The organism is Pseudomonas sp. TH43 (genome assembly GCF_016650635.1).
Classification (GTDB): Bacteria; Pseudomonadota; Gammaproteobacteria; order Pseudomonadales; family Pseudomonadaceae; genus Aquipseudomonas.
In genome coordinates this window covers 222,065-234,395 of sequence record NZ_JAEKFI010000005.1, presented here as the reverse complement: position 1 = coordinate 234,395, position 12,331 = coordinate 222,065, and the positions used below count along the sequence as shown (strand labels likewise).

Here is a 12,331-nt window from a genome sequence, read left to right as displayed (position 1 = left end):
AAACAAAACAGGTGAAGCGATGCAGGCGCAATTGATCGCGCTCGACTGGGGGACGACCTCATTACGTGCTTACAAACTCGCGGCGGGCGGCGTGGTGCTGGAGCAGCGCGCGCTGTCGTTCGGGATCATGCAGTTGCCCAAGACCCCGCGAATCATCAACGGTCGCGAATGCACCGATGGTTTTGAATTGGCCTTCGACGATGCGTGCGGCGACTGGCTCGATGCGCAGCCGGATCTGCCGGTGATCGCTTGCGGCATGGTCGGCAGTGCGCAGGGCTGGCGCGAAGCGGCCTACTGCGAAACGCCGGCAAATGTCGCCAATCTCGGAAACTCCCTACAAACCGTTATCAGTCTGCGCGGCACGCAGGTGCACATCGTGCCGGGCGTGATTCAGCGTTCGCGTTTGCCGAATGTGATGCGTGGCGAAGAAACCCAAGTCCTCGGCGTACTGCAAAATCTGCCGGTCGAGGCGGGCAGTGATCTATTGATCGGCCTGCCAGGCAGCCACTCGAAATGGGTGGAAGTGGTCGATGGCTGCATCACTCATTTCGATACGTTCATGACCGGCGAAGTGTTCGCCGTGCTCAGCGAACACAGCATTCTTGGTCGAACCCAGCAGCAAGGCACGGCGTTCGATGGTCAGGCGTTTGACCGTGGCGCGCAGATCGCGCTGTCTGCTGACGGCGAACTCGGTGTGCTGTCGACTTTGTTCAGCGCCCGAACACTGGGCCTGACCGGTGAACTCAGCCCTACGGCGCAGGCCGATTATCTGTCCGGCCTGATGATCGGCCATGAACTGGCGGCGCTCGCCACGGTTCAGCGGCGTCGCCGCCACAATCCGAATCTTCCTTCGATCATCCTCATCGGCAACGCGCAACTCTGTGCGCGCTACAGCCGCGCCCTCGACGCCTGTGGTTTCGCCAACGTGACGCTGGCCGAGCAGGCCACCGAGCGTGGGCTGTGGCAATTGGCGCTGGCCGCCGGACTGATCGATTCCTCATCCCGTTAACCCTGACTGGAGGCCTGACATGCTCAAGCAAGCACTGGCGCAAAACGGTCTGATAGCAATCCTGCGTGGCCTGCACCCGCAGGAAGCCGCCGCTGTCGGAGAAGTCCTGTATGCCGCCGGATTTCGTGTCATTGAAGTACCGCTCAATTCCCCTTCGCCGTACGAAAGTATCCGCATTCTGCGTAAGACCCTGCCCGCCGATTGCCTGATCGGAGCCGGTACGGTGCTGACGCCGGAGCAGGTCGAGTTGGTGAAAGAGGCCGGCGGCCAAGTGATCGTCATGCCGCACAGCGACGCCAAGGTGTTGCGCGCGGCGAAAGCGGCGGGGCTGTTCCTGTCGCCGGGCGTTGCCACACCCACCGAAGCGTTCGCGGCGCTGGAGGAGGGCGCGGACATTCTCAAGCTGTTCCCGGCCGAGCAGATGGGGCCCGCGGTCGTCAAAGCCTGGCTTGCGGTGTTGCCGGCGGGGACGGTGCTGGCGCCGGTCGGCGGTATCACGCCGGACAACATGCAGGCATTTATCGATGCCGGCGTGAAAGGTTTCGGCCTCGGTTCCGGGCTGTTCAAACCGGGCATGACGCCGGAGCAAGTGGCGGTGAATGCCAAGGCCTACGTGGCCGCGTGGAAGGCCCTTCGCTAAGACTTTTGGCGCTGCGTGCGCTGCATCTAATAAGAGCTGCATTTACAAAAGAGAGCAGAGATGAAAATCACCAAACTCACGACCTTTATCGTTCCGCCGCGCTGGTGCTTCCTCAAGGTCGAAACCGATGAGGGCGTGACCGGTTGGGGCGAGCCCGTGGTTGAAGGTCGCGCACATACTGTTGCAGCTGCCGTTGAAGAATTGTCCGACTACCTGATCGGCAAAGACCCACGCAACATCGAGGACATCTGGACGGTGTTATACCGCGGCGGCTTCTACCGTGGCGGCGCCATCCACATGAGCGCGCTGGCCGGTATCGACCAGGCGCTGTGGGACATCAAGGGCAAGGCCCTCGGCGTCTCGGTCAGCGATCTGCTCGGTGGTCAGGTGCGCGACAAGATTCGCGTGTATTCGTGGATCGGTGGCGACCGTCCGGCCGACACCGCGCGTGCGGCGAAGGAAGCCGTGAGCCGTGGTTTCACCGCCGTGAAAATGAACGGCACCGAAGAGCTGCAGTTCCTCGACTCCTTCGAGAAAGTCGATCTGGCGCTGGCCAACGTTGCCGCCGTGCGTGATGCGGTCGGGCCAAACGTCGGCATCGGCGTCGACTTCCACGGCCGCGTGCACAAGCCGATGGCCAAAGTGCTGATGAAGGAACTCGACCCGTACAAACTGATGTTTATCGAAGAGCCGGTGCTCAGCGAGAACTATGAAGCGCTGAAGGAACTGGCGCCGCTGACCAGCACGCCGATCGCCCTCGGTGAGCGGCTGTTCTCGCGTTGGGATTTTAAACGCGTGTTGAGCGAAGGCTACGTCGACATCATCCAGCCGGACGCTTCTCACGCCGGCGGCATCACCGAAACCCGCAAGATCGCCAACATGGCCGAGGCCTATGACGTGGCGCTGGCGCTGCATTGCCCGCTGGGCCCGATTGCGCTGGCGGCATGTTTGCAACTGGACGCGGCTTGTTACAACGCGTTTATCCAGGAACAGAGCCTGGGCATCCATTACAACGAGAGCAACGATCTGCTCGACTACGTGAAGGACCCGCGGGTGTTCGACTACGACAAGGGTTTTGTGAAGATCCCGAACGGACCGGGCCTGGGTATCGAGATCAACGAGGAATACGTGATCGAGCGCGCAGCCGTAGGGCATCGCTGGCGCAACCCGATCTGGCGTCATGCCGATGGCAGTTTTGCCGAGTGGTGAGTCTGCGCTGACACACCGAAAGTCCCTGTGGGAGCTGGCTTGCCAGCGATGATGGCAGCACATCCAGCATTGTTTTGACAGACACACCGCCATCGCTGGCAAGCCATCTCCCACAGTTTTATCTCCATGGATGGGAGATTTGCGTCATGACCTCAATAAACATAAGAAGAGGCATCTCTCATGCAACCGCAAACCCTCACCGGGCAGGCGTCTTTAGTCACGCCCAGCCGCAAGCGGTTTTTCATCATGGTGTTGCTGTTTATCACCGTGGTCATCAACTACCTCGACCGCAGTAACCTGTCGATTGCCGCCCCGGCGCTGACCAGTGAGCTAGGCATCGATCCGATTCACGTCGGGCTGATCTTTTCGGCGTTTGGCTGGACCTACGCGGCCATGCAGATCCCCGGCGGCTGGCTGGTGGATCGTGTGCCGCCACGCATTCTCTATAGCGTCGCGCTGCTGCTGTGGTCGCTGGCCACGGTGATGCTCGGTTTCGCTGCGAGTTTCATTGCGCTGTTTGTGCTGCGCATGGCGGTCGGCGCGCTGGAAGCGCCGGCGTATCCGATCAACAGCCGCGTGGTCACAACGTGGTTTCCGGAGCGTGAACGCGCTACGGCGATTGGTTTCTACACCTCCGGGCAGTTCGTTGGTCTGGCATTCCTGACCCCGGTTCTTGCCTGGCTGCAACACGAATTCGGCTGGCACATGGTGTTCGTCGCAACCGGCGCCGTCGGCATCATCTGGGCAGCCATCTGGTACGCGGTCTATCGAGAGCCGCGAGATTTCAAGGGCGCCAACGAAGCCGAAATCGACCTGATCCGCGAGGGCGGTGGTCTGGTCGATATTCAGCAAGAGTCAGCCAGGGTCAAAGCCAAATTCAGCTGGACGGATCTCGGTATCGTCCTGACCAAACGCAAATTGTGGGGCATCTACCTCGGCCAGTTCTGCCTGAACTCGACGCTGTGGTTTTTCCTGACGTGGTTCCCGACCTATCTGGTGAAGTATCGCGGCATGGACTTCATCAAGTCCGGCCTGCTGGCGTCGCTGCCGTTTCTCGCCGCGTTTGTTGGCGTGTTGTGTTCAGGGTTCTTTTCCGATTTCCTGATCCGTCGCGGCTATACCGTGGGTTTCGCGCGCAAGTTGCCAATCATTGGCGGGTTGCTGATTTCTACCTCGATCATCGGCGCCAACTTCGTCGAGTCGACCCCGCTGGTGATTGCCTTTCTGGCGTTGGCGTTTTTCGGTAACGGTCTGGCTTCGATCACCTGGTCGCTGGTGTCGACGCTCGCTCCGGCACGTTTGCTCGGTTTGACCGGCGGGGTGTTCAACTTCATCGGCAACCTGTCGGCGATTGCCACGCCGATCGTCATCGGCTTTCTTGCCAGCGGCGATTCGTTCGCGCCGGCGATCACCTATATCGCGGTTCTCGCATTGATCGGCGCTTTGTCCTACGTGCTGTTGGTCGGTAAGGTCGAGCGTATCGAGTTGTAGTGGTCAACGTCGGGCGACCATAATGCCGCCCGTTCCCTCGCTCAACGGTAAAGGCTGGATATGCAGGAAGACGCTCCGGAAAAAACCAAGGACGCCGCGCCCACCGGCACGCAAACGCTGCTGCGCGGCCTAGGTGTGGTGCAAGCGGTGGCCAGTGGTGCGCGCGATCTCAAGGAGATTGCCCGGCTGATCGGCACCACCCGCAGCACCACTCATCGCCTGGCCAGTTGTCTGGTGGACGAGCGCTACCTTCGCGTGGTGCCGCAAGTCGGTTATCTGTTGGGACCGAAGCTGATCGAGCTGGGTTTCCAGGCACGCGAAGAGTTGCCGCTGGTGAGTCTGGCCGGGCCGTATCTGGACGAGTTGTCGGCACTGACCGGCGACACCGTTCATTTGGGGATTCGTGAAGGCGATGAAGTGCTGTATCTGCTGAAGAATCCGGGGCGTAATGGCCCGGAAATGCGTTCGCGGGTCGGCCATCGCATGCCGTTGGCGCGCACCGGGATCGGCAAGGCGTTGATGCTCGATGATTCAGCGCAGGATTGGCAACGGCTGTACGACATCAGCCTGCCGGCGGGTGGGAAAAGTCAGTTCCGGCCGCAGCATCCCCAGCAGTCGTGGGAACAGCTTGAGCAGCGCATGAGCGAATACGTCGCCGGTGGCTACGCATTCGATCTGGAGGATAACGAGCCATCGATCCGTTGCGTGGCGGCGCCGATCCGCGATGCGAGTAAACGCATCGTCGCAGCGATCAGTATCGCCAGTACGGTGCCGTACATGCCGCTGGAAAAAATGGCCGAGCTGATTCCCCTGATCAAAGGGGTCACAGCTCGGTTGTCAGCGGAGCTTGGCGCTAAGGTTTAAACCTTGAGCGTTGCCATGTCGATGACGAAACGGTATTTCACGTCGCCAGCGATCATGCGGGCGTAAGCCTCGTTGATCTGGCGAATGTCGAGCATTTCGATGTCGCAGGTGATGTTGTGCTCGGCGCAGAAATCCAGCACTTCCTGGGTTTCGGCGACGCCACCGATCAACGAACCGGCCAGCACGCGACGGCCCAGCACCAGTTTGGCGGCATGGACTGGCGGATCGATCGGCTCGATCAGCCCGACCAGAATGTGCACACCGTCGAAACGCAAGGTGTCGAGGTAGGGGTTGAGGTCGTGCTGCACCGGAATGGTGTCGAGCAGGAAGTCGAAGTGACCGGCGGCGGCCTTCATCTGCTCGTCGTCGGTGGAGACGATCACGTGATCGGCGCCCTGACGACGACCTTCCTCAGCCTTGCTCGCCGAACGGGTGAACAAGGTCACTTCAGCGCCCATGGCTTTGGCGAACTTGATGCCCATATGGCCGAGGCCACCCATGCCGAGAATCCCGACCTTGTCGCCAGCCTTGACGCCGTAGTGCTTGAGCGGCGAGTAGGTGGTGATGCCGGCGCAGAGGATCGGTGCGGCGGCGGCCAGATCGAGCTTCTCCGGGATGCGTACGACGAAGTGCTCGCTGACGACGATGCTGTCCGAATAACCGCCCATGGTGTTGCTGCCATCGACCCGATCCGGGGTGGCGTAGGTCATGGTCGGACCTTCGAGGCAGTATTGCTCAAGGTTCGATTGGCAGGCTTCGCAGGTGCGGCAGGAGTCGACCATGCAGCCAACGCCAACCAGATCGCCTACTTTGTGACGGGTAACATTCGCACCGACGGCGGTGACTTTTCCGACGATCTCGTGGCCGGGCATCAACGGGTAAACAGCGATGCCCCATTCGTTGCGTGCCTGGTGGATGTCGGAGTGGCAGACGCCGCAGTAGAGGATTTCGATAGCGACGTCGTCGGCGCGCGGGCTGCGACGTTCGAATTTCATCGGGGCGAGGGGCGTGGTGGCCGATTGGGCGGCGTAGCCGATGGCGGTGTACATATGAAACCTCGCAAAAGCAATGACAGGTGAGGCGGCGCATTCTGGGCGCCGACCGCCGCTGCGGCCATGACGATTCCTCCGGGTCTTATGCCTAATCCTCCGGCATGCGGGTTTGATCGGTCGCATTGGCAAAAGGATCTGCGATGATGCTTTTATCCCTTTTTCCATGATTTTTTTTGAAGAACACTTTGATGCAATTGACCCGTCACCTTGATGCCAATGCCAGGCTGGTTTCGCTGATCGAACCTTTGGCGCTGCGCGATGGTTATAGCCAGACCGGGCTTGCGGGCGTGCAGGTGCTGCGCGCCAGTTGCGACGTCGCCCGTGGCCCGCACATTTATGAGCCGAGCCTGATGATCATCGCCCAGGGCAGCAAACTGGCGTTTCTCGGGCCTCGGACGATGGAGTACGGTGCCGGGCATTATCTGATTCAGGCGCTGCCGGTGCCGTTCGAATGCGAAACCTTTGCCTTGCCGGATGCGCCGTTGCTGGGTGTTTCGGTGGCGATTGACCGGGTGCTGCTCGGTGAGCTGGTGCTGGCGATGGGGCTGGCGCCGGGCCGGCATATTCCGGCGCAGACGCCCGAGTCGATGACTTCGGTGGTGCTGGACGACGCCATGCGCGGATGCGTCGAGCGCTTGCTGAGTTGTCTGCACGATCCGCTGGAATGCCAGATTCTCGGGCCGGCGCGAGTGCGTGAGTTGTTGTTCACTGCACTGCGTGGGCCGCAGGCTGATGTGCTGCGCGCGTTGGTGGAACAGCAGGGGCAGTTCGCACGCGTGGCGGCGTCGATCAGTCATCTGCATGCGCATTACACTGAACCGTTGAATGTCGAGACTTTGGCCGGTTGCGCGAATATGAGCGTGTCGACGTTTCACGAGCATTTCAAGCGCAGCACGTTGTTGTCGCCGGTGCAGTATCTGAAGCGCTTGCGACTCCTGAAGGCGCAGACGTTGCTCGTCGCGGAAGGGCTGGGCGTGGCGCAGGTGGCGCATCGGGTGGGGTATCAGAGCACGTCGCAGTTCAGCCGCGAGTACAAACGCTACTTCGAGCGCAGCCCGGGCGACGAACGCGCTGCCTGAGGATTTACACAATCATTGTGGGAGCTGGCTTGCCAGCGATGAGGCCGGCACATTCAGCATAGATATCGCCTGATCCACCGCCATCGCTGGCAAGCCAGCTCCCACAGGTATTGATGTGATGCACTGAATTATGGGCAACAAAAAGGCCCCCGATTCGGGAGCCTTGTTGTCCAGCGTGTCGACTTACATATTCGGGTAAGTCGGGCCGCCGGCGCCTTCCGGCGTGACCCAAGTGATGTTCTGCGAAGGGTCCTTGATGTCGCAGGTCTTGCAGTGCACGCAGTTCTGGGCGTTGATCTGGAAGCGCTTCTCGCCGTCTTCCTTGGTGATCACTTCGTAAACACCGGCCGGGCAGTAGCGCTGCGCCGGTTCGTCGTACAGCGGCAGGTTTTTGCTGATCGGGATGCTCGGGTCGGCCAGCTTCAGGTGGCAAGGCTGTTCTTCTTCGTGGTTGGTACCGGAGATGAACACCGAGCTGAGTTTGTCGAAGCTGAGTTTGCCGTCGGGTTTCGGGTAGTCGATCTTCTTGCAGTCGGCCGCGAGCTTGAGGCAAGCGTAATCCGGCTTGGTGTCGTGCAGGGTGAACGGCAGTTTGCCGCCGAAGATGTTCTGATCGAGCCAGTTGAAACCGCCGCCGACGATGGCGCCGAACTTGTGGATCGCCGGGCCGAAGTTGCGGCTGGCGAACAGTTCGTCGTAGAGCCAGCTCTTCTTGAACGCGTCGACGTAAGTGGTCAGTTCTTCGGTGCCGTCCTTCTCGGCGAACAGCGCCTCAGCCACCGACTCCGCGGCGAGCATGCCGGATTTCATTGCAGTGTGGCTGCCTTTGATCTTGGCAAAGTTCAGAGTGCCGAGGTCGCAACCGATCAGCGCGCCGCCTTTGAAGACCATTTTCGGCAGCGAGTTCAGGCCGCCCTTACAGATCGCGCGGGCGCCGTAGCTGATGCGCTTGCCGCCTTCCAGGTACTGAGCCAGCACCGGGTGATGCTTGAGGCGCTGGAATTCGTCGAACGGCGACAGGTAAGTGTTGCTGTAGGACAGGTCAACGATCAGACCAACTACCACTTGGTTGTTTTCCAGGTGATAGAGGAACGATCCACCGGTGTTCTCGGTGCCCATTATGTCCAGTGGCCAACCGGCGGTGTGCACCACCAGGCCTGGCTGGTGTTTGGCTGGGTCGATTTCCCAGATTTCTTTCAGGCCGATGCCGTAGTGCTGGGCGTCGGCATCGCTGTCGAGGTTGAAGCGCTTGATCAGTTGCTTGCCGATGTGGCCACGGCAGCCTTCGGCGAACAGCGTGTATTTGCCACGCAGTTCCATGCCAGGGGTGTAGAGGCCTTCTTTCGGGTTGCCTTCGCGGTCGACGCCCAGATCACCGGTGATGATTCCGCGGACGATGCCTTGCTCGTCGATCAGCGCTTCCTGAGCGGCGAAGCCTGGGTAGATTTCCACGCCCAGGTTCTCGGCCTGCTGGGCGAGCCAGCGGCACAGGTTGCCGAGGGAGATAATGTAGTTGCCTTCGTTGTGCATGGTCTTGGGCACAAAGAAGTCTGGAATCTTTTGCGCGTTTTCGGCGTTTTTCAGCACGAAAATGTCGTCGCGGGTGACCGGTGTGTTCAGCGGTGCGCCGAGTTCTTTCCAGTCCGGGAACAGTTCGTTCAGAGCGCGTGGTTCGAACACGGCACCGGAAAGGATGTGTGCGCCGACTTCGGAGCCTTTTTCGACCACGCAGACGCTGATTTCCTTACCGGCTTCGGCGGCCTTCTGCTTCAGACGGCAGGCGGCGGACAGGCCAGCGGGGCCGGCACCGACGATGACCACGTCGAATTCCATGTATTCGCGTTCCACAGGCTATCTCCTACTCAAGGCTCAACAGTTTTTTTTCTAATTTGGAGGTTTGATGTCGCTTCCGTTATGCCTTTACGTTAACGTCAAGGGGGATAAAGGAGAAGCCACCTTTCTCTCTAGGGGGCGCATTATATCTACACCACTCCTAGCGTCCAATACAAACGTTTGTTTGAATTGGCTCCAGCCCATAGAAATCAAAGAAGCGCGGCTTATGAACGACCATTTTGCCGTATTGACCGGAATAGGCGTTCCGGTCAAGATACGGGCGGTTTTGCGCTCGTCGTAGGCAGACTGGCGGTTTCAAGAGCACCTCTAAAGACAGGGCACAGGCAGTAGCAGGTGATGTGCAGCGCAGGTTCGGCGCGCAGTCTACACAGCGTGAAGATTCATGACTTGTCAGTCACCACTGACGAACGGTCACAGCGCTTCGCGACGTGAATCACCCCGCACCCAGGTCGGCGTTTTTAGAGGTGCCCTTTTAGCCTGATGAGCATCAACCGCCAGGTTCGCCTAGGCGACTTTCTTTTCACCGGAGAGTAACGAGGAATCCATGAAGGTTCTTGTAGCTGTCAAACGCGTTGTGGATTACAACGTCAAGGTTCGCGTCAAGGCGGACAATTCCGGCGTCGATCTCGCCAACGTCAAGATGTCGATGAACCCGTTCTGCGAAATCGCAGTGGAAGAAGCCGTACGCCTGAAAGAGAAAGGTGTTGCGACTGAAATCGTCGTCGTCTCCATCGGCCCGGCCACCGCTCAGGAGCAGCTGCGTACCGCACTGGCTCTGGGTGCCGACCGTGCCATCCTCGTCGAATCCGCTGAAGATCTGACTTCGCTGGCCGTGGCCAAACTGTTGAAAGCTGTTGTCGACAAGGAACAGCCTCAGCTGGTGATCCTCGGTAAACAGGCGATCGATAGCGACAACAACCAGACCGGCCAGATGCTCGCTGCATTGAGCGGTTACGGTCAGGGCACTTTCGCTTCGAAAGTCGAAGTCTCCGGTGACAGCGTTGCCGTGACCCGCGAAATCGACGGCGGCGCGCAAACCGTTTCCCTGAAACTGCCGGCAATCGTCACCACCGACCTGCGTTTGAACGAGCCGCGTTATGCGTCCCTGCCAAACATCATGAAAGCCAAGAAGAAGCCTCTTGAAGTGCTGACTCCGGACGCTTTGGGCGTTTCCACCGCCTCCACCAACAAGACCCTGAAAGTCGAAGCGCCGGCTGCACGCAGCGCAGGTATCAAGGTCAAGTCGGTGGCTGAACTGGTTGAAAAACTCAAGAACGAAGCGAAGGTAATCTAAATGACTATCTTGGTTATTGCTGAACACGACAACAAAGTGCTGGCCCCGGCCACACTGAACACCGTGGCTGCCGCTGCCAAAATCGGTGGCGACATTCACGTTCTGGTTGCCGGCCAAGGCGCTGGCGCCGTGGCTGAAGCCGCTGCGAAAATCGCTGGCGTGAGCAAAGTCCTCAACGCTGACAACGCGGCTTACGCGCATCAGCTGCCGGAAAACGTTGCTCCTCTGGTTGCAGAGCTGGGCGCTGGTTACAGCCACATCCTGGCTGCCGCGACCTCCAACGGCAAAAACATCCTGCCGCGCGTTGCCGCTCAGCTGGACGTTGACCAGATCTCCGAGATCATCTCGGTCGAAAGCGCTGACACTTTCAAGCGTCCGATCTACGCCGGTAACGCCATTGCTACCGTGCAATCTACTGCTGCGATCAAAGTGATCACCGTGCGTGCCACCGGTTTCGACCCGGTTGCTGCTGAAGGTGGTTCGGCTGCTGTTGAAGCGGTTGGTGCTGCGCACAACGCTGGCACTTCGAGCTTCGTTGGCGAAGAGCTGGCCAAGTCCGATCGTCCAGAGCTGACCGCTGCCAAGATCGTCGTTTCCGGCGGCCGCGGTATGCAGAACGGCGACAACTTCAAACACCTGTACGCTCTGGCCGACAAGCTGGGCGCTGCTGTTGGCGCTTCGCGCGCGGCAGTCGACGCAGGTTTCGTACCGAACGACATGCAGGTCGGTCAGACCGGCAAGATCGTTGCGCCTCAGCTGTACATTGCCGTCGGTATCTCCGGCGCGATCCAGCACCTGGCCGGCATGAAAGACTCCAAAGTGATCGTTGCGATCAACAAGGACGAAGAAGCGCCGATCTTCCAAGTGGCCGATTACGGTCTCGTGGCTGATCTGTTCGAAGCGGTACCCGAGTTCGAGAAGCTGGTCTAATCCAGCAGCCTGACTTATAAAGAGCCCGACCTTTTGGTCGGGCTTTTTTTTGTCTCGGATTTGAGTGGGAGCGTTTTGCCATGGATCTGCGCTGCGGATTGCGTTACTCGGTATTGCTGGGATTGGCCTTGTTGCCGGGTTTGGCTATGGCCGCCGGCAAGTGCGAGCGCCTCGTCGTCACTGGCAGCCCGGATGCGCCGCCCTACCTGTGGCAGGATCCACAAAATCCCAAGCAGTTGATCGGAGCCAGCGCTGATCTGTTGCAACAAGTGGCCAAAGATCTCGGTATCAAGGTCGAATTACTTTATGCCGGCAAACGCTCGCAAGCCCTTGATGAAGTGCGCAGCGGGCGCATGGACATGCTGGCAGACGCGCCGCTGACTTTTAATGAGCTGGAAAACCTCGACTACATTTACCCGCCGCTGCTGCAAAACGACTATCTGGTGTGGACGCGCAAAGGCTCGACACTGGTCTACAGCGAGGCCAAAGACCTCCATGGACACGCGGGTGCGTTGTCGGAAAAGTCTCGGATTACCCAGGCATTTGGCACTTTCGCCGAGCAGAATCTGACCCTCACCCGTACAGCAAACCTTACCCAGGCTCTGCAGAAATTGCTCCTCGGCGAAGTGGAATATGTACTCGCCGGTCGCTATTCGGGCGTGGCCGCCGCACAGGCATTGGGGATGACCAACGACCTGCTGGCGTTTGAGCAACCCATTGATCGGCCGGGGCTGTTCCTGGCGGTTTCCCACAACTCAGCCTGCAACGATCCGTGGTTGCGCGGACAGTTGGCCAAAAAGATGACAGAATTGCCCGCGTCCGGACTGACAGAGGCCGCGCTGCAACGCAATATCGAACGCTGGAAGGCGCAGCAGCAACAACCTGTCAGTGCCCCAAAACAGTAGGGAT

Annotated in this window: 11 protein-coding genes; 9 read left to right on the top strand and 2 right to left on the bottom strand. The window is 59.6% G+C overall.

Annotation, left to right across the window (positions count from 1 at the left end):
- Positions 1–19: 19 nt before the first annotated feature.
- The 5 genes from JFT81_RS28580 to JFT81_RS28560 all read left to right on the top strand — a co-directional run bounded on the left by JFT81_RS28580 (position 20) and on the right by JFT81_RS28560 (position 5,213).
- Positions 20–1,009 (top strand): 2-dehydro-3-deoxygalactonokinase, encoded by a 990-nt coding sequence (locus JFT81_RS28580; RefSeq protein WP_201230987.1) that lies wholly within the window; start codon positions 20–22, stop codon positions 1,007–1,009.
- Positions 1,010–1,028: 19 nt separating this feature from the next.
- Positions 1,029–1,649, top strand: coding sequence for a 2-dehydro-3-deoxy-6-phosphogalactonate aldolase (locus tag JFT81_RS28575; RefSeq protein ID WP_150651138.1), 621 nt, complete (start codon positions 1,029–1,031; stop codon positions 1,647–1,649).
- 60 nt (positions 1,650–1,709) lie between these two features.
- On the top strand, positions 1,710–2,858 hold the full coding sequence (gene dgoD / locus JFT81_RS28570; protein ID WP_201230986.1) for a galactonate dehydratase: 1,149 nt from the start codon (positions 1,710–1,712) through the stop codon (positions 2,856–2,858).
- A gap of 180 nt (positions 2,859–3,038) precedes the next feature.
- The gene (locus tag JFT81_RS28565; RefSeq protein WP_201230985.1) at positions 3,039–4,349 is read left to right on the top strand and encodes an MFS transporter; all 1,311 of its coding nucleotides are present in this window, start codon (positions 3,039–3,041) and stop codon (positions 4,347–4,349) included.
- A 60-nt stretch (positions 4,350–4,409) separates the two neighbouring features.
- Positions 4,410–5,213, top strand: coding sequence for an IclR family transcriptional regulator (locus tag JFT81_RS28560; protein ID WP_201230984.1), 804 nt, complete (start codon positions 4,410–4,412; stop codon positions 5,211–5,213).
- Here the strand turns inward: JFT81_RS28560 and JFT81_RS28555 are convergent.
- Complete coding sequence (locus JFT81_RS28555) at positions 5,210–6,262, bottom strand: NAD(P)-dependent alcohol dehydrogenase (RefSeq protein ID WP_201230983.1); 1,053 nt, start codon at positions 6,260–6,262, stop codon at positions 5,210–5,212. The genes JFT81_RS28560 and JFT81_RS28555 overlap by 4 nt on opposite strands.
- A 191-nt stretch (positions 6,263–6,453) precedes the next feature.
- On the opposite strand from JFT81_RS28555, the gene JFT81_RS28550 reads away from it, so the two are divergent.
- Entirely contained in the window at positions 6,454–7,344 is an 891-nt protein-coding gene (locus JFT81_RS28550) for an AraC family transcriptional regulator (protein ID WP_201148342.1), read from the top strand.
- 183 nt (positions 7,345–7,527) lie between these two features.
- Here the strand turns inward: JFT81_RS28550 and JFT81_RS28545 are convergent, their stop codons facing one another.
- Positions 7,528–9,192: an electron transfer flavoprotein-ubiquinone oxidoreductase gene (locus JFT81_RS28545; protein WP_201230982.1), complete on the bottom strand. Its 1,665-nt coding sequence runs from the start codon at positions 9,190–9,192 to the stop codon at positions 7,528–7,530.
- Positions 9,193–9,742: 550 nt separating this feature from the next.
- Between JFT81_RS28545 and JFT81_RS28540 the strand changes: the two genes are divergently transcribed.
- The 3 genes from JFT81_RS28540 (at position 9,743) to JFT81_RS28530 (ending at position 12,327) form a co-directional block, all read left to right on the top strand.
- Positions 9,743–10,492, top strand: a complete 750-nt coding sequence (locus tag JFT81_RS28540; RefSeq protein WP_201230981.1) for an electron transfer flavoprotein subunit beta/FixA family protein — start codon at positions 9,743–9,745, stop codon at positions 10,490–10,492.
- Complete coding sequence (locus JFT81_RS28535) at positions 10,493–11,422, top strand: FAD-binding protein (RefSeq protein ID WP_201230980.1); 930 nt, start codon at positions 10,493–10,495, stop codon at positions 11,420–11,422.
- Positions 11,423–11,502: 80 nt separating this feature from the next.
- Positions 11,503–12,327 (top strand): transporter substrate-binding domain-containing protein, encoded by an 825-nt coding sequence (locus tag JFT81_RS28530; RefSeq protein ID WP_201230979.1) that lies wholly within the window; start codon positions 11,503–11,505, stop codon positions 12,325–12,327.
- Positions 12,328–12,331: the final 4 nt, after the last annotated feature.